The sequence below is a fragment of the Bengtsoniella intestinalis genome (genome assembly GCF_039719005.1).
In the GTDB taxonomy this organism is placed as follows: domain Bacteria; phylum Bacillota; class Clostridia; order Oscillospirales; family Oscillospiraceae; genus Oscillibacter; species Oscillibacter intestinalis.
In genome coordinates, this window is sequence record NZ_CP133584.1 from 1,602,361 (window position 1) to 1,624,585 (window position 22,225).

The 22,225-nt window shown below is 48.0% G+C and carries 19 protein-coding genes and 1 tRNA gene; 7 read left to right on the forward strand and 13 right to left on the reverse strand.

Annotation, left to right across the window (positions count from 1 at the left end):
* Nucleotides 1–81 precede the first annotated feature (81 nt).
* Nucleotides 82–948 carry a tRNA pseudouridine(55) synthase TruB gene (gene truB / locus RFF05_RS07825; RefSeq protein WP_409969799.1) on the forward strand — a complete coding sequence of 289 codons (867 nt, stop codon included), beginning with the start codon at nucleotides 82–84 and terminating at the stop codon, nucleotides 946–948.
* 3 nt (nucleotides 949–951) lie between these two features.
* Complete coding sequence (locus RFF05_RS07830) at nucleotides 952–1,845, forward strand: bifunctional riboflavin kinase/FAD synthetase (RefSeq protein WP_409969800.1); 894 nt, start codon at nucleotides 952–954, stop codon at nucleotides 1,843–1,845.
* A gap of 178 nt (nucleotides 1,846–2,023) precedes the next feature.
* Here RFF05_RS07830 and RFF05_RS07835 read toward each other — a convergent pair whose 3' ends face one another.
* The 6 genes from RFF05_RS07835 to RFF05_RS07860 all read right to left on the reverse strand — a co-directional run bounded on the left by RFF05_RS07835 (nucleotide 2,024) and on the right by RFF05_RS07860 (nucleotide 10,917).
* The gene (locus tag RFF05_RS07835) at nucleotides 2,024–3,379 is read right to left on the reverse strand and encodes a DUF1576 domain-containing protein (protein ID WP_409969801.1); all 1,356 of its coding nucleotides are present in this window, start codon (nucleotides 3,377–3,379) and stop codon (nucleotides 2,024–2,026) included.
* A gap of 203 nt (nucleotides 3,380–3,582) precedes the next feature.
* Nucleotides 3,583–5,262 carry a phosphoenolpyruvate--protein phosphotransferase gene (gene ptsP / locus RFF05_RS07840; RefSeq protein WP_409969802.1) on the reverse strand — a complete coding sequence of 560 codons (1,680 nt, stop codon included), beginning with the start codon at nucleotides 5,260–5,262 and terminating at the stop codon, nucleotides 3,583–3,585.
* Nucleotides 5,263–5,284: 22 nt separating this feature from the next.
* Nucleotides 5,285–5,545 carry an HPr family phosphocarrier protein gene (locus RFF05_RS07845; protein ID WP_409969803.1) on the reverse strand — a complete coding sequence of 87 codons (261 nt, stop codon included), beginning with the start codon at nucleotides 5,543–5,545 and terminating at the stop codon, nucleotides 5,285–5,287.
* A gap of 79 nt (nucleotides 5,546–5,624) precedes the next feature.
* Nucleotides 5,625–6,776 carry a mannitol-1-phosphate 5-dehydrogenase gene (locus RFF05_RS07850; protein WP_409969804.1) on the reverse strand — a complete coding sequence of 384 codons (1,152 nt, stop codon included), beginning with the start codon at nucleotides 6,774–6,776 and terminating at the stop codon, nucleotides 5,625–5,627.
* Nucleotides 6,777–6,989: 213 nt separating this feature from the next.
* Entirely contained in the window at nucleotides 6,990–8,816 is a 1,827-nt protein-coding gene (locus tag RFF05_RS07855) for a PTS mannitol transporter subunit IICBA (RefSeq protein WP_409969805.1), read from the reverse strand.
* 22 nt (nucleotides 8,817–8,838) lie between these two features.
* Nucleotides 8,839–10,917, reverse strand: a complete 2,079-nt coding sequence (locus tag RFF05_RS07860; RefSeq protein ID WP_409969806.1) for a BglG family transcription antiterminator — start codon at nucleotides 10,915–10,917, stop codon at nucleotides 8,839–8,841.
* A 250-nt stretch (nucleotides 10,918–11,167) separates the two neighbouring features.
* On the opposite strand from RFF05_RS07860, the gene RFF05_RS07865 reads away from it, so the two are divergent.
* Entirely contained in the window at nucleotides 11,168–12,493 is a 1,326-nt protein-coding gene (locus RFF05_RS07865) for a sodium-dependent transporter (RefSeq protein ID WP_409969807.1), read from the forward strand.
* Nucleotides 12,494–12,620: 127 nt separating this feature from the next.
* On the opposite strand, the gene RFF05_RS07870 is transcribed toward RFF05_RS07865, so the two are convergent.
* The 3 genes from RFF05_RS07870 to RFF05_RS07880 form a co-directional block, all read right to left on the reverse strand.
* Nucleotides 12,621–12,809, reverse strand: coding sequence for a hypothetical protein (locus RFF05_RS07870; RefSeq protein WP_409969808.1), 189 nt, complete (start codon nucleotides 12,807–12,809; stop codon nucleotides 12,621–12,623).
* Entirely contained in the window at nucleotides 12,802–13,110 is a 309-nt protein-coding gene (locus tag RFF05_RS07875; protein ID WP_409969809.1) for a permease of phosphate ABC transporter, read from the reverse strand. The genes RFF05_RS07870 and RFF05_RS07875 overlap by 8 nt, the downstream gene beginning before the upstream one ends.
* 83 nt (nucleotides 13,111–13,193) lie before the next feature.
* Complete coding sequence (locus RFF05_RS07880; RefSeq protein ID WP_409969810.1) at nucleotides 13,194–13,511, reverse strand: DUF1294 domain-containing protein; 318 nt, start codon at nucleotides 13,509–13,511, stop codon at nucleotides 13,194–13,196.
* Between the two features lie 150 nt (nucleotides 13,512–13,661).
* Here RFF05_RS07880 and asnS point away from each other — a divergent pair, with 150 nt between their 5' ends.
* Nucleotides 13,662–15,056 (forward strand): asparagine--tRNA ligase, encoded by a 1,395-nt coding sequence (asnS, locus tag RFF05_RS07885; protein ID WP_409969811.1) that lies wholly within the window; start codon nucleotides 13,662–13,664, stop codon nucleotides 15,054–15,056.
* A gap of 135 nt (nucleotides 15,057–15,191) precedes the next feature.
* Nucleotides 15,192–15,277: transfer RNA gene (locus tag RFF05_RS07890), tRNA-Leu, on the forward strand.
* Nucleotides 15,278–15,556: 279 nt separating this feature from the next.
* On the opposite strand, the gene RFF05_RS07895 is transcribed toward RFF05_RS07890, so the two are convergent.
* The 4 genes from RFF05_RS07895 to RFF05_RS07910 are packed head-to-tail and all read right to left on the reverse strand — an operon-like array spanning nucleotide 15,557 to nucleotide 16,873.
* Entirely contained in the window at nucleotides 15,557–15,805 is a 249-nt protein-coding gene (locus RFF05_RS07895; RefSeq protein WP_409969812.1) for a DUF4368 domain-containing protein, read from the reverse strand.
* Nucleotides 15,783–16,322: a zinc ribbon domain-containing protein gene (locus RFF05_RS07900; RefSeq protein WP_409969813.1), complete on the reverse strand. Its 540-nt coding sequence runs from the start codon at nucleotides 16,320–16,322 to the stop codon at nucleotides 15,783–15,785. Before RFF05_RS07900 ends, RFF05_RS07895 begins: the two co-directional genes overlap by 23 nt.
* Nucleotides 16,240–16,638: a Mu transposase domain-containing protein gene (locus RFF05_RS07905; protein ID WP_409970092.1), complete on the reverse strand. Its 399-nt coding sequence runs from the start codon at nucleotides 16,636–16,638 to the stop codon at nucleotides 16,240–16,242. Before RFF05_RS07905 ends, RFF05_RS07900 begins: the two co-directional genes overlap by 83 nt.
* Nucleotides 16,631–16,873 carry a hypothetical protein gene (locus RFF05_RS07910; protein WP_409969814.1) on the reverse strand — a complete coding sequence of 81 codons (243 nt, stop codon included), beginning with the start codon at nucleotides 16,871–16,873 and terminating at the stop codon, nucleotides 16,631–16,633. The genes RFF05_RS07905 and RFF05_RS07910 overlap by 8 nt, the downstream gene beginning before the upstream one ends.
* A gap of 766 nt (nucleotides 16,874–17,639) precedes the next feature.
* Here RFF05_RS07910 and RFF05_RS07915 point away from each other — a divergent pair.
* Together RFF05_RS07915 and RFF05_RS07920 are read left to right on the forward strand one after the other, a co-directional pair.
* Nucleotides 17,640–19,277 (forward strand): GH3 auxin-responsive promoter family protein, encoded by a 1,638-nt coding sequence (locus RFF05_RS07915; RefSeq protein ID WP_409969815.1) that lies wholly within the window; start codon nucleotides 17,640–17,642, stop codon nucleotides 19,275–19,277.
* On the forward strand, nucleotides 19,270–21,804 hold the full coding sequence (locus RFF05_RS07920) for an HD domain-containing phosphohydrolase (RefSeq protein WP_409969816.1): 2,535 nt from the start codon (nucleotides 19,270–19,272) through the stop codon (nucleotides 21,802–21,804). Before RFF05_RS07915 ends, RFF05_RS07920 begins: the two co-directional genes overlap by 8 nt.
* Nucleotides 21,805–22,225 lie beyond the last annotated feature (421 nt).

Consider the following 22,225-nt stretch of genomic DNA (forward strand, 5'->3'; position numbering starts at 1 on the left):
TTTCCGATGGCATGATGTGTACGATAGGGGACGGCGGGGGCAAGCCCCCGCCCTACGCTTTTTTAAGAAGGGAGACACACCATGCCCAACGGCATTTTTGTCATCGACAAGCCCTCCGATTGGACAAGCCACGATGTGGTTGCCAAATTGCGAGGTATTTTGCGTGAAAAACGCATTGGTCACGGCGGCACCTTAGACCCTATGGCCACTGGTATGTTGCCCATTTTTGTGGGACAGGCCACACGGGCTGTGGAGTTTTCCGAAAACGCCCCCAAAGAATATGTGGCCACGCTCCGTCTTGGCACCGTCACCGACACCCAAGATATCACAGGCACCGTCACTTCTACCCATGAGGTGAGCGCCACATTGCACGATTTGCAAGCCATTTTGCCCCAATTTACAGGGGTGATTTCTCAAATCCCACCCATGTACAGCGCCATTAAAATCCAAGGCAAAAAGCTTTACGAATTGGCGCGCAAAGGAAAAGAGGTTGACCGTCCAGCGCGGCAAATCACCATTTATGAGCTGGAACTGCTAGAGCAAGTCTCCCCCACTGACTATCGCCTCCGTGTGGTGTGCTCCAAGGGCACCTATATCCGCACACTGGCTCATGACATGGGGCAGGTGCTTGGCTGTGGCGCCACCCTCACGGCGTTGCGACGCACCCAAGCCGCAGGCTTCACACAGGCCGACGCCGTCACCTTAGAACAGGTACAAGCACAAGGCGCAGACTTATTGCTACCCACAGAATACTTTTTCAAAACCCACCCTAGCTACACCATTCCCTCCACCAAGCAAGAGGCGCGGTGTCGCAACGGCAACACCGTTTTGGCGCCAGAGCTGGCGGATGGCACCTATCGAATCTATGGACAAGATGGTACATTTTTAGCGTTCTCTCGCTGTGAAAATGGGGTTTTAACCTCGATTAAAAACTTTTTTGGAGCATAAATCATGAGCAAAGAATTGGTAATTGCACTGGGCTTTTTCGACGGTGTCCATCTGGGGCATGCCGCTTTGTTGCGCCGCACGGTAGAGGTAGCCAAAGAGCGCGGCTGTCAAAGTGCCGTCTTCACCTTCACCCTACCACCCAAAGAGGTGGTGACTGGCATCCCCTGCCCGCTGATTAACACCCCCACCGACCGCAAACGCCTTCTCCAAGAGGTCTACGGCATTGACCAAGTGATTATGGCCCCCTTTGACCAAACCATGATGACCACTTCTTGGCAAGATTTTGTCACGGAACTGCTAATCAAACAGCACCATGGTGTCCATTTTGTGGCTGGTCATGACCATCATTTTGGCCATAAGAACCAAGGTTCTCCACAATTGCTGGCTGAACTGTGCAAAACATTGCACATTGGTTGCGACATTGTGGATAAAGTGGAACTTGAGGGCATCACTGTTAGCTCCACCTATATTCGCAAGCTAGTGGAAATGGGGCAAATGGAACGTGCCTGCGCCTTTTTAGGTCACCCCCATGTGCTGACACAGCAAGTGCAACATGGGCGCAAAATTGGCCACACCATCGGTATCCCCACTGTGAATTTAACCATCCCTCCTCACCTGCTAGAGCCAGCCTACGGCGTGTATACCACCAAGGTGCACCTGCCTGACGGGCGTAACTTTATGGGGGTGACCAATGTGGGCAAACGTCCCACAGTGAATAACGGCACCGACACCACGGTGGAAACATGGCTGTTGGATTTTGATGAGGATTTGTATGGGCAGGTGCTACAGGTGGCCTTCTACCAGCGTTTGCGCGACGAAATCCGCTTCGACTCTCTAGACACTCTGCGCAGTCAAATCCAAAGCGATGCAAACCGCGTGCGAGATTATTTTGCGTAAATTGATATGAAAAAACCGTTGCAGAAGTTGTGAACTTCTGCAACGGTTTTTTTATACACTAGAACCACCATCTACAGTGCACCAATCAGGTAGGCACACCCATGGAGATGCAATATTTTCTACGATTGCGCTGTAGGCCAAAGCCCCACTGGCGAGGGGTGGCAGGATTGTATCTCTTTTAATCGTCTTTTTCTTCTGCCATTTGATGATATCCGGGTGCCGTCACAGGTTCATCGTGCACCAAGGGCTCGAAGAAGTCTTCGTCTTGGATGGTGATTTTACGATGCTTGGCAATATCGATAATCAAGGGATAGAGCACAATGGCAATTAAGCCCCCTGAAAAGCCGTTGTTGTACAAATTCATCCCCGAGACAGGGCTGGCGGTAAAGAGCACCACAGAGGAGTGGAGAAAACCAGCCACAACACCCCATCTCCAGCCAAAATATCCAGCCATAGGTGCCAAGGTGGTGCAAAACAGCAGTGCCAGTTGGCTACCGGGATTACTCAGATCCCAGTGGAACAAGGCCGCGCCGATCAACACGCCACCCATCACAGGAAGAATGTTTGCAATGTGCTTGCCAAAGGTGGAAAAGCCCATAATGGTGAAAATACCGCCTAAGGTGGGACCGTTTAAATCGCCACCAGCCAGCACCAACACGGTCATAGCCACCAACCCATTGATGCCCACGTTCAACAGGGCAGGCCCTGGGCCGAACATACGCAAATAGTCACTGGGTGAACGACCACTGGTTTTCAACAGTCGCCGATACCCAGCCCACACAGCCCAAACAGGTTGTTTAAAGGCTAAAAAACCCACCAAGATACACAGCAGGCAAAAGGCCGTGAGCAAAATTCCCATGGACAGTTCATGTTCGGTTGACCAATAGCTGTAGGTTTGGGGGGAAGCGCCCAAAGAGTCTAGCAGGGGCACCAACATCATGGCCACAAGGCCACAGGCAAACCCCACGTTGTATAGGTTCATACCATTTTGAATGCGATAGGTATAGGCGGCAAGGGGTGGCACAATAAACCCGATGAATACCCCCACACCGGCGCCAGCCAGAATATTACCAAAGCCATTGTCTAGCGCCACATAACTGACCACCGGCGCCAAGCAGGTAATCATCATGGCAGGAATGGAGTATTTGCTAAAGGATTCTTTGCGGCTTTTGGCATAGAGATAAGTACCAAACAAAATGGGCCAAATATTGACAATATTTTTCCCAAACAGGGCAAAGCCCACCATCAAGCCATAAATAGTGATGGCCAAACCATTGAGACAATCTTCGGTGTAGTGGAGAATCAACACAGAAATCATCCCCACCAAACCTGCATTACAAAACGCGGCGCCAGGGCCAGCCAAGGCAATGTAATCGGTAATCAAGGCACCATCATTGGAGATGATGGTATAGAGACCTTGGAGGATGACTTGGGGTGAATCCATCAAAAACCCGTAGCCTATCAAGGCGACAGATACTGCCATTAAGGCGGGATAGAGGGGCTCGTAACGCAAGTGCGCTTGGGTATGTGGCATGGGCTGGGCTCCTTTCTCTCGTCAAAAATTTTTTACCAATCTAGTATATCAAATCCACAGGAAAAATGCAAAGTAAAATTGAGAATCTTTTAACGTAAACTTTAAAAAATTTTATGTAATGTCTATGTTAGGTGGAATGGCTATTCCTACAAATGGAAAAAAAGGACTGTTCCCTGTGGGAACAGTCCTTTTTACCATCTCATTTATTGGCTCACCATGGCCAACACTTGTTCTAGGGTGGCTTGGGCGCAAACTTCTTTGGCGAAGGTTTCACACTTGATTGCATCTAAACCACGGATGGCATACTTGCTAGCGGCCACTTCTGAGGCGCTCATGCTAAACTCATCCAGACCCAAACCCAACAGCACAGGGATGGCACGGGGATCGCTGGCAAATTCGCCACACATACCCACTTCGATGCCACCTGCATGGCCTGCGGCGATGATTTCAGCGATGGCACGGAGCACAGCAGGGTGGAAACTATTATACAGCTTGGCAATCTTTTGGTTGCCACGGTCAACAGCCAGCAGATATTGGGTCAAGTCATTGGTACCGATGGAGAAGAAGTCAGCTTCGCTGGCCAATTCCCGTGCCATCAGCACCGCGGCAGGGGTTTCAATCATGATCCCCGTTTGGATGCTATCGTTAAAAGGCGTAGAGCTGGCACGGAGTTCTTCTTTGCATTCTTCCAGCACTTCTCTGGCGGCACGGAGCTCTTCCAAGGAGATAATCATGGGGAACATAATTCGAATATCACCATAAGCGCTTGCACGAAGCATGGCGCGGAGTTGGGTTTTAAACACATCCTTCATATCAAGGCAAATGCGAATGGCACGCCAACCCAAGAAGGGATTTTCTTCTTTGTCAAACTCGTAGTAAGACAGTTCTTTGTCCCCACCGATATCCAAGGTGCGCAAAATGGTGGGGCGCTTCATGGTTTGAATGGCGGTTTTGTAGACCTCGAATTGTTCCTCTTCTGTGGGGAACTTGGTGTTTTGCATATAGAGGAATTCGGTACGGAACAGGCCAATGCCTTCAGCACCTTTTTGCACCGCAAATTCCACGTCTTGTTGATTGCCCACGTTGGCAAAAATCTCCACCGTTTTACCGTCCACCGTGGTGGCAGGCAGATTACTCAAGGCGGCAAGGCGTGCTTTTTCTTCTTGATAGGCGGTGATTTTGGCTTCATATTCTGCCACAGTGTCAGCATCTGGGTTCACCAAAATCACATTGTCGATACAGTCTAAAATAATAGCGTCCCCATGACAAATGCTGTCCACGCTATCGCCAACACCAACAGCGGCTGGCATTTCCATGCTACGAGCCATAATCACCACATGGCTGGTGGCACCACCAAACTTGGTGACAAAGCCTTTGACATAGGCATTCATGGCAGCCGTGTCAGACGGCGCCAAATCTTCAGCGATGACCACAGAGGGCTGGTTGACTTGTGCCAAAGTGGCTTCTTCCACGCCCAGCACCTTCAACAGAATGCGGCGACCCACGTCTTGAATGTCGGCGGCACGTTCACGGAGATATTCATCATCTAACTGGGCAAACATATCCACGATTTCGTCTACTGCTTCTTGCAAAGATAAGGCGGCACGCTTATTTTCCATGCGGATTTTGGTTTCCACCGCATCCAACAGCACCACATCTTCAGCCACTTCAATATGAGCGCCGAAAATGGGATTGTGCTCAGCCAGCAGTTGCAAATCAGCCACCACAGCCGCCACAGCGGCTTGGAACAGACCCACTTCCCCGTCTGCCTGTTCGGGGGCAATGGTTGTGGTGTCTAGTGTGACGGTTTGCTTTTTCAGCAAATAGGCTTTTCCCATGACAATGCCACGGGAAGGTGCTTTCTCGACAGTAATGTGTTCCATGGGATACCTCCTATTAGTTATCTTATTCAGTGATGCCTTCGATGAATTCTGCCACAGCCTTGGCTGCTTGTGCTTCGTCGACCCCTTCAGCGGTGACGGTCAGTTCGGTGCCTTTTTTGGCGCCCAAAGTCAAAATCATGATGATGGAACCAGCGGCGGCTTTTTTGGTGTCGTTGCAGATGAAGATTTTGCTGGTGAATTGCTTGGTAAAGTTCACCAGTTCAGATGCAGGACGGGCGTGGATACCAGAGGGGCTATTTACGATTGCTTTACAAGTAGTCATGATGTTGTTCTCCTTAAAATTGTATAATGATGTATGGTGTATACGCTTGCATAGCGTAGGGCGGGGGCTTGCCCTACAGTTAAGATAGGGTTTTCAATGCCAAATAGGCGCTATAAATTTCATTCAACAGACCTGCATCTTCAATGCCAGTCAGGGTAGACACACCTGCCATAAAGCCTTGAGTGGCCAAGGTTTCTTGGACTTCCACGCTTTCAGGGTCTTCGCCATTAGTATAACACAAAGCGGCACCAATGCCAACCACTAAATGTTGATATGGCAGGCCAAATCCTTTGGCTGTCATCAAGGGGCTGACCAGACGGTCAGTGCTTGCCAGCTTCCGCTTGGGAGAGCGACCCACACGGTCCACCACGTCTACCAGATAGTCGTTTTGGAAACGGGCGGCAATCTTTTCAATGTAAGCGGCATGGGCGGCAGGGTCAAAGCCATGCTTTTGCACCAAACCAGCGCCACTTTCGGCCATGGTATCACGGACGAAGGCGTTGATGGCAGGGTCTTTGAAGCTTTCTTGCAGGGTTTCGTAACCCTTGATGGAACCAAGGTACGCCGTGACGGCATGGCCTGTGTTCAAGGTGAAGAGTTTGCGTTCGATGTAAGCCATCAAATCGTCCACCAAGTGCATTCCTTCCACGGTGGGAACTTCCCCAGCGAAGGCAGATTGCTCCACGCTCCATTCATAGAAGGCTTCTACAGACACGTCTACCATGCGCTCATTGGTGACAGGGGGGACGATGCGGTCAACGGCACAGTCGGGGAAGCCGATGTATTGGTCGGCATAGGCCTTCTGGTCGGCGCTCAAGTGTTCATATACGGAGGCTTTCAACTGTGAGCTGGCACGGATGGCATTTTCACAGGCGATTACATTCAAATTTGAAGTCATAGCCAATTCTTGACGCTTGGCAATGGCCTTGGCAATGGTGGGTGCTACGCGGGGCAAAATGCCCAAACCCACAGCGGTGCCCACTAGCTCAGCATCAGCAATGGCATCCACCAAAGCAGAATCAGCAGAGTGGAGGGCAGACACATGCTCCACAGTTTGCTCAGAGCAGACGGTGTCGCAGACGAAAATGGTGTAGCCCTTGGTTTCATTCAGGGCGTCTAGCATGGCTTGGTTCACATCCGCGAACACGATTTCATACCCAGACTGGGCAAGCAGTCCGCCGATAAATCCACGGCCAATGTTGCCAGCACCAAACATAACAGCTTGTTTCATAGTTTATAATCCTTTCGACTTTGGGGACGGGCGACCAGAGGTCGCCCCTACGGTTGGGGGAACGGGACGGGGAAAACTAAGAGCTAAAAGTGAATAGTGAAAAACTATCGCCTGCGGGCGAGGCGGGAGCGCACTGCAATCCAGGTGTGGTCGCCCGTTCCCCGCCCGTGGCGGATAGTTTTTCACTTTTAGTTCTTAACTTTTAGTTTAATCTTAGCCCAACATAGCCAATACTTTTTCCACGTCGGTGGTGGTTTTCAATGCGGACAGATTGCTTTCATCTTCCATCATTTCGCCGATTTTTGCCAGCAGGTCAAGGTGTTCATCACCCACACCTGCAATGCCGAACACCAGTTGGGCATCTTCATCCCCAAAGCTGACACCATTGGGGAATTGCAACATGACGATACCAGATTTCTTCACTGCATCTTTTGCAGCAGCAGTACCGTGGGGAATGGCTACGCCAAAACCCATGTACGTAGACACAGTTTTCTCACGTTCCAGCATAGCAGGGACATAAGTGGCATCTACATAACCCAGTTTGTTTAATAGTTTACCTGCGCTTTGGATTGCTTCTTCTTTGGTAGTTGCTGTGCAACCCAGCACAATGCCATCAGCAATTAGGATTTTTTTTTTGGAATCAGCCTTAACTGATTCTTCTGCAGGGGCAGTTTCACCAGTTGCCATTGCTTCCACTTGGGCAAACAGAGCGTCTAGTGCAGGGTCAGCCAAGAAGTTGTTGATGACCACCAATTGTGCATTGGGGGCGCTCTTGCGAGCACGGTCTTGCAGGGCAGCTTGGCAGACCACAATATCGGTGCCAGCAGGGACGTTGTCCACAGAGGAATTGGTGACCTTGATGCCCAAATTCAAAGGGGCAATGCGGTTACGGAACTTGGTAGCACCCATGGCGCTAGAGCCCATGCCTGCGTCGCAAGCGAAGATAACTTGAGAGACTTTGCCTTCGATGGCAACAGGTGCGGTGGTGGATTTCATGGACTTGACGTCATCTTTGGCGTCGTCCAAGCTCTTTTTGCCGCCCATTTTCACGATGGGAGCCGCCACCAAGAAGGACACCACAGCGGCGATGGCCACACCAGCCAACACAAGCAAGGTTTCGCCACGGGGGGCAGCAGCCAAGAAGGCGATGATAGAACCAGGGGATGCAGCGAAGGACAAGCCAGCGCCAGTGATGGAGTAGAAGAAGATAGCGGCGGCAGAACCAGCCATAGGTGCCAGCAAAATCACAGGATTCATCAGCACATAGGGGAAGTAGATTTCATGGATACCGCCGAAGAAGTGAATGATGATGGCGCCGGGGGCAGAGGACTTGGTGATTTTGTCTTGGGAGAAAGCCCAGTAAGCTGCCAGCACACCCAAGCCTGGGCCGGGGTTGGATTCGATCATGTACATAATGCTCTTGCCAGCTTCAGACACTTGCTCTGCGCCCAGTGGGGTGAAGATACCGTGGTTGATGGCGTTGTTCAAGAACAGCACCTTAGCAGGTTCGATAAAGATAGCAACCAGAGGAAGCAGGGTGTTGTCGATGAGGAATTGCACACCAGATTCCAGCACAACCAACACAGCACTCATGACAGGACCAATGAGATAGTAGCCGATGATGGCCAAAATCATGCCCAGAATACCGATGGAGAAGTTGTTAATCAGCATTTCAAAGCCAGCAGGGATTTTGCCGTCTACTTGTTCGTCAAACTTTTTGATGACCCAACCGCCAATAGGGCCCATAATCATACCGCCGATGAGCATGGTTTGGTCAGAACCAACCACCACACCGATGGTGGCGATGGCACCCATGACAGCGCCACGGTCGCCACCCACAACTTTACCGCCAGTGTAACCAACCAGGATGGGCAGTAAGTACATGAGCATGGGGTCTACGATGGTAGCCAATCGATCGTTGGGGAACCAGCCGGTGGAGATAAATAGGGCGGTTAAAAACCCCCATGCGATGAAGGCCCCGATATTGGGCATAACCATACTGCTGAGGAATTTGCCGAAACTTTGTACCTTGTTTTTCATGTGTTTGTCTCCTTTTCTTTTCTTATATTAAATGTAGGGTCTTTGTGTAAAAGCACCCTAAAACTTTTTCAACTTGCTGGGCAAAGTCTTGTGCGGTGCCTGTTTGCACCGCTATATACAAGGCTTGGTTGTCTAAAAAGGCGGAGCAGATGTGCCCCATCATTTCAATGTGTACCTGTCGTGCTTCCTTGGGCGCCACCATGACAATGGCACCATGGACTTGGTTTGTTTGGCTGTCTAAGGGCTGGGTCAATCGGAGATAGCCAAAGTGACAGTGGTCAACGGCAGATGTTTTACAGTGGAGTAGCAAGGTTCGCCCTTGGTCGATATAGGTTTCGCAGATGTCTTCACGAGCCGTTAAATCTGCTAGGATTTGGGCTTTGGCTGTGGCGTCGATGGCAAACAGCTCTGCCCCATGGTCTAAGAGTTGGGCTTTGCTGTCCACCTGTGTTATGATTTGCAAGGGCAGATAAGACAGCACATGGGTGATTTCTTGGGTCAGGTCTTCCACATAGGCTAAGGTTTCTTTCAGGTTCTGGCCTTGCTCCACCGTCACCACCTGCTCTGAAGGCGTCCATCGGTCTATAAAGGCTTGTATTTGACGGATATCTTGTGGAGTTAGCATGGGGCTGACGCAGATGTGGGGGAAGTTTAACTCTAAGCCCACGGTGGAGACCACCAAGTCGATGCCCTGCTCTTGGAGCCATTGTGCCTGCATGGCCATAGTCGAAACCACACCTTTGACTTGAATGTCTGGGAAGGCACGCTCTAGATTGGCCACCAGAATACGGCTACTGCCCATCCCCATGGGACAGCTGACCACCACACTCATGGGTGCTTGCTTGGCTTTGCAACGCTCTGCGGCGGCGCAAAAGTGCATAGCCACAAGGGGCGTCTCATTCTCACCCAAACGACTGGCCCCAGAGATAGCCTCTAGCAACTTACAAGCTTCTTGGGTGGCATTGTAAATGGCTGGATATGCTTTTTTCAACTCTGGACCGTGGGTGTTGTAGGAGGTATCCACCCCCAGTTTTAAGCGTTGGAAGGTATGTTGCAGGTGTCGCACCAAATCAGTCGCCAACAGTTCATCACCCTGTAGGGCAACCTTGGCCTCTGTTTCCACCACGGCAATCATTTTCAACACCAAGCGGTAGAGATCAACGTCTGCCAATAGGTCTTGGTTTTGCGTCACCATAGCGCCCATCATACCTGCCGCAATGGCACTGCGTTCAGACTCTGGCAAGATGATATGAAAGTTTGCTTCCATCCCTGTTGCGATGGCCTCTGCCAATCGGGCTTGGGCTGGGGTTTGCTGATGCAACTCTCTGATTTGGGTTAAATACAGGTTTTGACGAATGCGGGTCACCACAATAGACAGGTGCACCAGTGCTGACAAAAAGCCTTGGTCAGTGTACTCGCAACCTTGGTCTTTTGCCGTTTGTACCAGAAGCTCTCGCATGGCTGGCAAGTCACCTGCTTGCTTCAACAGACCCAAGACATACAGCCCATGGGTGCTTTGGCTGTCCCCAGTGGCATTGCCCCAGAGAAACCAACGAGACACCGCTCCATCTTGCATCCACTCATACACCAACGCCGCCATGGCTTGGCGGAGACGATTTTCGCTCCCTGTGACATAAAGTCCCAAACCAGTTTTGCGGTGTAGCGTGACTTCATGACGACCGAGCCACCCTTGAATATAATCCAAATCTGTGGTCAAGGTGCCTTCTGAAATATCGTAGGTTTTTGCAAATGCGTAAGATTTAGCAGGTTCTTGATCCGCTAGCAATTGCGCCGTAATGAAACGGCGACGGTTGGGCTTGTCAGTTTGCGCGTTGGATGTTTGTAGCTGGGCCACCACTTGCTGGCGTTGTTCTAAAGTACCTTCCAGCGCGATGCCCACACCGGGCTTGCGAATGAATGCCACTTGCTGGCCTTGGAGCCATTGCTCAATGGTTGGTAGCTCACGGAGCACTGTGCGCGAAGAAATATTGAGTTCTTTGGATATGTCTGCCACGGTGGCAGGATTCTCTGCTGAAAATTGCGCCAGTCTCACCACGACGTCTCGTTGGCGAGGGGTCAAGGGTTGGGGGGTTTTTGCCATGGGCGTACACCTCACTCCTTTTGTAAATGTTAACATTTCCTTTACAATTCAAAGTTTATCGTAAATCTCCAAAAAATGCAAGGCAATCATGTCCCAATTTTGTCATCATGACATAGTGACAGGGTTTACTTTGAAAAAATTTTAATAGCAACCGATTGCCTTCAAAAGTCGACCTTTACATTTCCTACTAAATACATTACAATATTATCAAACCTTAAAATCTACTTTAAATACAAAAAGTGAGGCTGTTATGACAAAACAAACTGACAAGCACGCTGGATTCCGCTCTCGGTGGGGCTTTATTCTCGCATCGGTAGGCTCAGCCGTGGGCATGGCAAACGTGTGGGGCTTCCCAAACAAGCTAGGCAGCAACGGCGGTGGTGCCTTTTTACTGATTTATATTTTCTTTATTTTCATCTTTGGCTATGTGGGGTTACCTGCTGAATTTGCCATTGGTCGCCGTGGGCGCACGGGCACCTTGGGCGCGTATGAATTGGCATGGAAAGACCGCTGTCCTGCCGTTGGCAAGGTCATTGGCTGGCTCCCTTTGGCTGGCTCGCTGTGCATCGCCATTGGCTATGCCGTCATTGTGTCCTACGTGCTCAAGGCGCTCACAGCCTCTGTCTCTGGCACATTGATGACCGCTGACACCGCCTCTTGGCTCACATCCTTCTCCCTTGTATCTTACAGCGTGATTCCCTACCACATTTTCGTGGTGGTGGCCACGTTATTCACCTTGTTTTTAGGGGCCAAAAGCATCGAACGCACCAATAAGATTATGATGCCAGTGTTCTTTGTGATTTTCGTGGTTCTTGCCATCCGTGTGGCCATGCTGCCCAATGTGATGGAAGGCTATCTCTTTATGTTCACCCCACGGTGGGAGTATTTGACCGACCCCATGATTTGGGTTTGGGCCATGGGGCAGGCATTTTTCTCCTTGTCCATCACAGGCAGTGGCATGATTGTCTATGGGGCGTACTTGTCTGACAGCGAAAACGTAGTGTCTGTGTCTCGCCAGACTGCCATTTTCGACTCCATTGCCGCTATGGTGGCTGCATTGGTGATCATCCCTGCTTGCTTCTCCTACGGCTTTGACGTAGGCTCTGGCCCTGGGCTACTATTTGAGACGTTGCCTGCCATTTTGCAAGACATTCCCATGGGGCAAGGCTTTGCGGTGATTTTATATGTGGCGATGATTTTCGCTGGCATCAGTTCTTTGCAAAATATGTTTGAAGCTGTGGCAGAATCCCTGCTCCATAAGTTCCCCAAGCTGAGCCGCAAGGCCGTGCTGGTGGGACTGTGCGCTTTGTGCCTTGGCGTCGGCGTCCACATGGAAGCCATTTACCAATGGGGGCCATGGATGGACTATGTGTCTATCTACATCATCCCTCTGGGGGCAACGCTGGGCGCTGTGTCTTGGTTCTGGGTGATGAACAAAGAGGACTTACTAGACGAAATCAATAAAGGCGCAGGCAAACCACAAGGCGCCATCTGGTACGCGGTGGGGCGCTATGTGTACGTGCCCTTTGCTTTGATTTTATGCGGTGTGGCACTGTTTATGCAGGTGGCATTTTAAAAACTAATGACTAAAAACTAAGAGTGAAAAACTATCCGCTGCGGCGGGAATATAAAACAAAAAAGAGTGAAAAACTGTGGGCGATTACCCATAGTTTTTCACTCTTCACTCTTAGTTCTTAGCTATTTTAAATATACAATTGGTCGTCGGCGTAGTCGTCGAACTCGTCGTAGCCCGCGTCTTTGCCGTGGCGGCTTTGCATTCCACGGATGCCCATGGTCAAATCGTTCCAGCCACCAATTAGCAGGCAGACCACCGCTGCCAAGGCAAGGCTTGCGCCAATAATTTTCATCACCAGTTGTGCGGTTTTACTCATAATATTCCACCTCAATTTCTTCAAAATCATCCCAGTCTGCGTCTTCATCGGCTTCATCGTCCTCGTCGGCTTCCACCGCAAAGGCATCTTTCAAACAGGGAATAAACTTATACATCAAAGGAATATAGGTTGCCACAAACACCAAGGCCGCACCCCAAGTCACCGCTTTTTTGCGACGACCAGACACCGCCAAGCCAATGAGAATACCCACAGCCAATACACAGGTTTTTAACAGCGCAACATCCAAGCAACCAAACATTGCCAAATAGTTCTCAGCACCATTTTTCAGCTTTTTAAACATAGACAACCCTCCGTTTGTTCTGTTTTAGAGATGAGTTTTCACTATTCTTATTCTACCACAGTCCACTGGGAAAAGAAAGGACTTTAGCGGAAAAAGTTCAAATACACATAAAGCCCAACGATGATGGCCACCTGTATAATCAAAATCACAGGCAAGCCGATAGAGAATTTCTTATGTAGGGTTTTGTGGTGCCAAATCTTCATGCCAAACAGCGCTCCAACGCTACCGCCAAAAACAGCCAGCAAAATCAAAGTTTTTTCTGAGGTGCGATGGTTGCTGCCACGCTTGGCCTTGAATTTATCCCAGCCATAGGCAAAAAAGGTGAAGAGATTCCACACCAACAACACGCACAAAACAATGCCAAAAGGGGTAAGTATCCAGTCTAACAATGCCTCTTTCATAACAAAGTCCTTCCAGAATTCAAAAATTTTCCTATTTTCTATAGAATAACAGGTAAAAACCCAAAAGTCAAGGTTGTAAAATCATGCAAAAAGCGCTATAATATCCAGTATCAATGTGTAAACACAAAAAATAAACAAGGTGAATAGATTATGAGATATACAAAAATTGCGGCGATTTTCGCCGACAGCCAAGAGCTCTCTGGCCAAGAGGTACAAATTGGCGGTTGGGCCAAAACCATCCGCGACTTGAAAACCTTCGGCTTCATCGAATTGAACGACGGCTCTTGCTTCAAGAATTTGCAAGTGGTGTTTTCTACTGAAATCGTAGCCAACTATAAAGAAATCGCCAGCCAAAACGTAGGCGCCGCATTGGAAATCGTGGGCACCGTGGTGCTGACCCCCGATGCCAAGCAACCTTTGGAACTGCAAGCCAAAACCGTGGTGGTGGCAGGCGCTTCCTCCCCTGAGTATCCCCTGCAAAAAAAGCGCCATGGCGTGGAATTCCTCCGCACCATCCAACATCTGCGCCCCCGTACCAACCTCTACTCTGCCACCTTCCGTGTGCGCTCTGTGGCGGCGATGGCCATCCACGAGTTCTTCCAACAAAAGGGCTTCACCTATGTCCACACCCCCATCATCACCGCCAGCGACTGCGAAGGCGCTGGGGAAATGTTCCGCGTCACCACCCTTGACCCCAAGAACCCTCCCCTGCTGGAAAATGGCGACGTGGACTACAGCCAAGACTTCTTTGGCAAGGCAGCCAACCTAACTGTCTCTGGTCAATTGAACGCCGAAAACTTCGCCATGGCCTTTGGCGATGTATACACCTTTGGCCCCACCTTCCGTGCCGAAAACTCCAACACTGCCCGTCATGCCGCCGAATTCTGGATGATTGAACCAGAAATGGCTTTCACCGATTTGGCTGGCGACATGGACATTGCCGAGGCCATGATTAAGTTCATCATCAAGCGCACCATGGAACGTTGCCCCGATGATTTGGCCTTCTTCAACAGCTTTGTGGACAAGGGCTTGCTGGAGCGTCTTGAAAATGTGGCAAACTCAGACTTCGGTCGTGTCAGCTACACCGAAGCTGTGGAAATTTTGAAGAAAAACAACGCCAACTTCGATTACCCTGTGGAATGGGGTAGCGATTTGCAAACCGAGCACGAACGCTATCTGACCGAGCAAGTCTACAAAAAGCCTGTCTTCGTCACCGATTATCCCAAGGAAATCAAGGCCTTCTATATGCGCCTCAACGACGACGGCAAGACCGTAGCCGCCACCGACTGCCTGGTGCCCGGCATTGGCGAAATCATCGGCGGTAGCCAACGTGAAGAGCGTCTGGACGTGCTGGAATCCCGTATCCGTGAGATGGGCATGACCACCGAGGATTACTGGTGGTATCTGGACTTGCGCCGTTACGGCGGTTGCAAGCACGCAGGCTTCGGCTTGGGCTTTGAACGCATGGTGATGTATTTAACTGGCGTGGCCAACATCCGTGACGTCCTGCCCCATCCTCGCACTGTGGGCAACGCAGATTTTTAAAAAAATATGCCTCCTGTTGGTCAAAACCTTGACCAACAGGAGATTTTTTTGCCTGTTCAAAAAAAATTAAAAAACTTTGCAAAAAAGGCTTGCAATTTCTGAAAATATATACTATAATAAACAAGCTTCCAACACGCCGGTGTGATGGAATGGTAGACGTAGCGGATTCAAAATCCGCCGGTGGCGACACCGTGTCGGTTCGAGTCCGACCACCGGCACCACAAGAAATAGCCTCTTAGTCCAACGGACTAAGAGGCTATTTCTTGTGGCATTTGCCCTTTGCAGACTTGTTCACTGGTCTTGTTTCGTTTAGATATTGCCCTTTGCTACTTGTTGCGATTTCGGTAAGGGCAAATTGATTTAACACGAGGGGGCTAGCCCCCTCGTACTCCCCCACAATACCGTTACTCCGTGTATCTTTTTTGGCCACTACACCCACTGCGAATGTTGTTATAGGATTTAATGTCCTGTAACAACATTCGCTTTTTTTATGCCCAAATTCATGCCGTCGCAGGGCATCCGCTACCGCCATAGGTGACGGATACACCCTGTCGAGTGGTCATATTGATGTCGGGTAATTGCAGTGGAATATCCTCTGGAATGACAATAGAGCCGCTACAATTATAGTGGATGGTGATGCACTGTTGTTTCACGCCGTCCACTTTTTCCGCTTGATAAATTTCGATTTTTTCCACCAGCTCACCTAGCATCCGAGGGGTCAGCTTTCTAGCTCTGGTGTATTTTCGCACCGCCGTGAGGAACCGCCGTTGTCATGGATCGGCTTTCATTGTGCTGCAATTCAGCCCTCAACTTCTTGGTCTGTTCCCGTATGCCAGCCTGCTCCTCCTCATACCGAGAGGACATCCGATGGAATCGGTCATCGGTGATTTTCCCAATCACGTTGTCCTCGTAGAGCCGTTCAACGAGAACATCCAATTCCTTTTCACGGGAGAGCAAACCAGCCAACTCTTTTTCCTTTTGCTGATAGGCCTGCTGTGCCATCTTCTGCGAATAGCCCATCATGGCCTGCACGAAGGTCTCCTCATATCGGCTGGCAAACTGGGTGAGCCGTCGAATTTCAGCCAACACCACTTGCTCCAAGAAATCCACCCGTATGTAGTGGGTACTACTACAAGTACCACGGCTACTGTTATAGTTAGAGCAGTTGAAATACTTGATGTCCTTATTCCGCTGGTTGAAGTGGAAGTGGAGGTTGTGCCCACAGTCCGCACAGACCAAGTATCCCGAAAACCGTCCGTTCGCCATCCAAGGTTTTTCGCTTGCGAATACTCCCTCGTTTGGTCTGCACCATTTCAAAGGTAGCTCTTTCAATAATAGGCTCATGGACGTCTCGAAAAACGGCCATGTTCTCATCATCATTGGGGAGCCGCTTTTTATTTTTGTAGGACTTGGAATAGGTCTTGAAGTTGATGACATCGCCACAATAGTAGCGTTGGGTAGGGTGACTGGCCACCCGTCCTCCTCGGAGAAAAACCTCCACAATATCTCGTGTCAAACGGATCTGCACCTGCTCGCCAATGAGATTAAAAGGTACAGAGCATTTGTTTCTGCCATCAGAAATAACCTACTGTGGCCTGCGTCCAGAGAGCTGGCTCGTAGCGTGTGTTTTTGGTGACGCCAGCCCAATCCACCTGCATGGCCTCGCCGGGTTTGTGGGTGATACGCATGGTGGCACGGGTCACACGAGCCCAACGGCGGTACTTTTCACAGAACTGGATGTACATGTAGGGGGTGGTTTTGGCCTCATGGCAAGCGACGCAGTACTCGCTCCTCAGAAGGGTCAGGGTGAATCCCATGAAATCTAAAGAAAAAACGATACAAATCTGCCATTTCTTGTAAGAAGAGCTGACTATTTTGTATCGTTTTCTTCAAATTTTGCCAAATTTTTCATTGCCTATTGCAAAAAAAATCACAGGATGATATACTTGAAAATATCATAAAATGCTTACAAAAGCACAATTTTTTTCATTCCTTCAGAACAACACCAAAAAGCGAGGGTTTATGAGTATCGGTTTCATTATTTCGGGGTTCATCCTCTTTTACATGTATGATATTAACAGCGTTACATTCAAAATTCCGTTGATAAATACATTTTTCTTCATTGGCAGTGGGCTCATTGTCTCAGGGAGCGCCGTGCTGATTTATAGGCAAATCAACACCATCTCATGGGGGGTAGCACCGCCGTTTGGGCGCTGGGCTTTGTTGGTTCCCTAGCTCTATTGATTTATACCTTGTTTTTCGCACTTCCTTTTTCTAATACCTATCAAAACGAAACTGCCAACACCATTTGTGACACAGGGATGTATGCCCTTTGTCGCCACCCTGGGGTTCTCTGGTTTTTTACCACATTCTTATGTCTTTGTGGTGTGTTTTTTAGCTGCGAAACCTTTTTAGTTTTTCTGGTGGCCAATGCTATGAATTTGGCTTACATCATACTCCAAGACTATTGGATATTCCCAAAACTGTTCCAAGGCTATTCTACATATAAAGAAAATACACCTTTTTTGATTCCAACAAAAAATAGTATCCGTACTTGTTTTAAGACTATGCGAGGGTATCATCATGACATTTAATGCAAAGCTAAAGAAAAAGCAATACAAAGAAATTTGGGAAGAATATTGCGGATTTTTGGATATGGATATTCAGGCATATATGCAAATGCAACACCGCTTAATGGATGAACAGCTAAAAATCTGGATGAATAGTGGCTTGGGGCAACAGTTGTTGGCAAATAAGCGAATTGATTCCGTGGAGGCCTTTCGTCGTGAAATGCCCTTCACTCAATATGAAGATTATGCAGACTATTTATTGCAAAAAAGAGATGATCTATTGCCGGCCCCTGCCGTTCTTTGGATTCAAACCACATGGGAGGGTGGATGTAATCCAATCAAGCGTGCGCCCTATACCAAAGGAATGCTCGATGCCTTCTCCCATAATTTGCTGGCTGCTTTTGTTCTGTCTAGAACCACAGAAAAAGGCGTTTTTCACATGAGCTCCTTTGAAACGGTCTTGCACGGCTTTGCACCTATGCCCTATTTAACTGGGCTTATTCCCCTGGTCATGAGCGATGAAACGTCCCTTGAACTGGTTCCCTCTGCCAAAGTAGCAGAGTCGTTGTCTTTTAGTGAGAAAAATAAACTGGGCTTTAAATTAGGCCTTTCCTCTGGCATTGACTACTTTTTCAGTATGGGTAGCGTGGCTTACCATATCAGCAAAAGCATCGGCGCTATGTCCAGCAAAAAAAGTGGTAAATCCTCCGGCTCAAAACTGCCCATCAGGGTGATACTCAAGGTGTTGCGAGCCAATGCCAGATGCAAAAAAGAAAATCGAGAGCTTTTGCCAAAAGACTTGTACAATTTAAAAAGCTTTATCTGCGCAGGCACTGACAATGCCCGCTATAAAGATGCTTTAGAGCAAATGTGGGGCGTGAGACCTCTGGAGATTTTCATGGGCACAGAGCCTACCTGCCTCGGCACGGAGACATGGAATCGAGACGGCATGTATTTTTTCCCCGACGCTTGCTTTTATGAATTCATTCCCGAATCCGAAATGCTGAAATCCTTTGCAGATGAGGCCTATATTCCAAAGAGTTATCTGATGGATCAAGTGATTGTTGGCGAAAAATATGAATTGGTGATTACTAATTTCAAAGGTGGTGCCTTTGCGCGTTACCGTGTGGGGGATGTATATCGCTGTGTGGGACTTAGCAGCATCCATGATGATACCAAAATCCCTCGTTTTGAGTTTATTGACCGCATTCCCACTGTGATTGATATTGCTGGGTTTACTAGAATTACTGAAAAATCCATTCAACGTGCCATTGACCTATCTCAATTATCCATTGTAGATTGGTTCGCAGCCAAGGAATTCAATGAAGAGGGCCATCCATATTTACATTTTTATGCTGAAATCTCCAAAGACTCTATTGCCTCTCATGCCATCAGCGCCCAAGTGGTGAAAGACCATTTGACCATATATTTCAAATATATTGACCACGACTATGAAGACCTGAAGAAAATTTTGGGTATGGACCCCTTGCTCGTCACCATCGTCCGTTGTGGAACGTTTCGTAATTTCACCTTAAAAACAGGAGCTATCATGCAACGTATCAACCCTCCCAGCTATGATATCAGCGCATTTTTAAACTCCCAGAACACGCAATATGCGTATGATTTAAGGGAGGAGGTATCCCATGGCTAGTTATATTTATTTACCCCTAATTGCCTTGATTTTCCACGTCTTTTTATTTGTAGCCTTCTTTGCCTATCGTCGGGAAGAAATCATCCGAACCTTTTTGCATATTCTCATAGCTAGCATTTTTTGGACAGCTGGCTCTGCGTTGATGCGGGCAAACTGGGGAGATTTATTTGCCACCTGGTATCATATTTCTCTGGCCGGAATTTTGATGCTCCCCTATGTGTTTTTCAACTTTATATCCTGCTTTTTAGAGGCCAAAAAATCACGGATTATAGAACTTATCGGCCTGAGTGTAATCCCTTTGTATATTTTCAATATCTGTTCAAACATCCTTTTGGCACCGCCACAAATCATCGTAGACAGCAGTGGTCAAATGCAATATATGTACACGCCTACCTTTGCTGTTACCCTGCTGTTTTTGCCCACGGGTATCCTATTGTTGCATACCCTTTATCTATGTGTGGTGAGCTATAAAGAAAATGACGAAATTCATGATAAGCTATCCCCTATTTTGATGGCGGCCGCCATTGTGTTTATTGGCAATCTGGTCATTATGCTCCCTGTGTTCCAAAGCATTCCCTTTGATATTTTATCTGGCAATATCTTTGCATTTTCTTTATTTTATGCGCTGTATAGAAAGCGTCTTTTTAAGCTTTCTACTATTTTCTCCCAATCTACTTGTTATGTCTTAGCTGGTACGCTCACTATTTTCTTGTTCTTTGTTATGATTAACCCCTTACACCGCTGGATTGCAAGCTTGTTCTATCCCGGCCAAAGCTCCGATGGCTATGTTATTCCCATCATCATCCTGTTTTTCATTGTGATGGAACTGATTTATTTGCTTATCAAAAAGATTTTAGATGGTATTTTTATCAAAGATGAGGTCATACAGACTGAAATTTTAAAAAATTTCAGTCTGAGCATCTCTACCAGCTTGGAAAAGGAAGCTGTACTGGACACATTATTAATGGTTATCAAAGACAGCCTCAACGTGCGCAAAGTGTATATCTTTCTTCCCAATAGCGCCGACACACATTTCCAAGTTGCAAAATCTGGAAGTCCATTACACGAACAACATACACCACTGGCAAAAGATAATCCATTCATTCAATATCTAAGTAGCAACATCGATTTGGTATCGGTGAAAAATTTTAGACGTACAACGGCCTATCGTGCTTTATGGGAACAAGAAAAAGAAAACATCTGCCAATATGAATATATTGTCCCTTTGCGCAACGAACATGAGTTGGTTGGATTTGTGACTTTATCAAAAAAGAGTGGTAAAAAAGAAGCGTATTCTATTAATGACTTATCTTTTCTCTCTTCGGTTTGCTCCATCGCATCCATTGGTTTGAAAAACGCCCTTCTGTATGAACGTGCTTGTCGAGAAGCCCAAACTGATGAATTGACTGGCCTTTTGAATCGGAAATATTTCCGTCAAATATTGGATCAGCAATATGAATCCTGTTCCCATCAGGTTCTCTCTCTCATGCTCATCAACGTGGACGACTTTAAACTTTATAATCAGCTCTATGGTATCAGTGAAGGGGATGCGGCCTTAGTGAGAATTGCCCATGCCATTCGTTCCGCTGTAGATGAAAAGGGCTATGTGGCTCGCTTTAGTGGCAAGGAATTTGCTGTCATCCTGCCCCAGTATGACACCTTGTCAACAAAAGATTTGGCTGAAAAAATCCGTGGACTGATTGCCAGTATCAATCAATCTTCCAAAGATTACCGTCTCAGAGGTTTAACGGCCAGCATCGGTATCTGTAGTATTCCCTATGGTGCGTACAATGTGAAACAGCTCTTAGAGAACATTGATATGACCATTTACCATGTGAAACAAAGCGGTAAAAATGCCATTGCTGTGTATACGGAAGGTATCACCGATAGCAAAAGGTTCACAACTAAGACCGTGGGTGGCTCAACAGCCTATTCCTCTTATGCATCCACCATTTATGCGCTAACTGCCGCCATCGATACAAAAGACCACTATACCTTCCAACACAGTGAAAACGTGGCCTATTACGCCAGTGAGTTGGCCTATGCCTATGGGTTATCTGATGACAATGTGGACATTATTCGTGAAGCTGCCCTGTTGCACGATGTAGGTAAAATCGGCATTACAGAAGATATATTAAACAAAGAAGGCAAGTTGACTCCCGAGGAATACGAAATCATGAAGGGCCATGTGGAAAATGCTGTCAGCATTATTCGCCATCTTCCCTCTTTGGATTATGTCATTCCTGCTGTGATTGGACATCACGAGCGCTACGATGGCACAGGATATCCTCGCAGAATTAGCGGAGAAGATATTCCCTTATTTGCTCGCATTTTATGCATCGCCGATTCTTTTGATGCCATTACATCCAAACGGTCTTACAAAACAGCTGCCTCTGTAGAAAAAGGACTTGCCATTATCCATGCAGAGCTGGGCAGACAATTTGACCCTAAATTGGGGGCGCTATTCATCGCTAGGATACGAGATGGCACCATCAAGCCTCGAATTTCAAGTGAATTGAAGCGCTGATGTTCCAGTATAATAAATGATAGCGATTGGGATTTGATAGGTGGAAGTTTCTTTTCTATATAGTAGTCAATTACTTTGGTTTTTTTCAAAACCGCCCCTCCTCCCGAAATTTAATAAGTGGTGCATCTTTTTTGGCCACTCTATCCAAAAGCAAAAAACGTAGGCACTGCAAGGGTTTCGGCTCTGTGGTGGCTGCGTTTTTTTATTGCCTTTTAGCACCCTTTCAAGCCCTCATTTTTCAATGTGCCTCCTAAATGTGCCTCCAAAATACAAGGAACGATTTTTTCTATGCTTGTCAGGTGCAAATTTTTGGAAGGACACAAGGGTTTGTTAGGGTTTTCTTTGTTCTAGGTGGGATATTTGCACTGATTGGACTCATAATCCGTTACGTCAACCATGGTGAGGGCGATGCAAACCCTTG

Coding starts and splice junctions, on each gene's coding strand:
- truB (WP_409969799.1), top strand. CDS start 82: ATGCCCAACGGCATTTTTGTCATCGACAAGCCCTCCGATTGGACAAGC.
- RFF05_RS07830 (WP_409969800.1), top strand. CDS start 952: ATGAGCAAAGAATTGGTAATTGCACTGGGCTTTTTCGACGGTGTCCAT.
- RFF05_RS07835 (WP_409969801.1), bottom strand. CDS start 3,379: ATGCCACATACCCAAGCGCACTTGCGTTACGAGCCCCTCTATCCCGCC.
- ptsP (WP_409969802.1), bottom strand. CDS start 5,262: ATGGAACACATTACTGTCGAGAAAGCACCTTCCCGTGGCATTGTCATG.
- RFF05_RS07845 (WP_409969803.1), bottom strand. CDS start 5,545: ATGACTACTTGTAAAGCAATCGTAAATAGCCCCTCTGGTATCCACGCC.
- RFF05_RS07850 (WP_409969804.1), bottom strand. CDS start 6,776: ATGAAACAAGCTGTTATGTTTGGTGCTGGCAACATTGGCCGTGGATTT.
- RFF05_RS07855 (WP_409969805.1), bottom strand. CDS start 8,816: ATGAAAAACAAGGTACAAAGTTTCGGCAAATTCCTCAGCAGTATGGTT.
- RFF05_RS07860 (WP_409969806.1), bottom strand. CDS start 10,917: ATGGCAAAAACCCCCCAACCCTTGACCCCTCGCCAACGAGACGTCGTG.
- RFF05_RS07865 (WP_409969807.1), top strand. CDS start 11,168: ATGACAAAACAAACTGACAAGCACGCTGGATTCCGCTCTCGGTGGGGC.
- RFF05_RS07870 (WP_409969808.1), bottom strand. CDS start 12,809: ATGAGTAAAACCGCACAACTGGTGATGAAAATTATTGGCGCAAGCCTT.
- RFF05_RS07875 (WP_409969809.1), bottom strand. CDS start 13,110: ATGTTTAAAAAGCTGAAAAATGGTGCTGAGAACTATTTGGCAATGTTT.
- RFF05_RS07880 (WP_409969810.1), bottom strand. CDS start 13,511: ATGAAAGAGGCATTGTTAGACTGGATACTTACCCCTTTTGGCATTGTT.
- asnS (WP_409969811.1), top strand. CDS start 13,662: ATGAGATATACAAAAATTGCGGCGATTTTCGCCGACAGCCAAGAGCTC.
- RFF05_RS07900 (WP_409969813.1), bottom strand. CDS start 16,322: ATGGCGAACGGACGGTTTTCGGGATACTTGGTCTGTGCGGACTGTGGG.
- RFF05_RS07910 (WP_409969814.1), bottom strand. CDS start 16,873: ATGGGATTCACCCTGACCCTTCTGAGGAGCGAGTACTGCGTCGCTTGC.
- RFF05_RS07915 (WP_409969815.1), top strand. CDS start 17,640: ATGACATTTAATGCAAAGCTAAAGAAAAAGCAATACAAAGAAATTTGG.
- RFF05_RS07920 (WP_409969816.1), top strand. CDS start 19,270: ATGGCTAGTTATATTTATTTACCCCTAATTGCCTTGATTTTCCACGTC.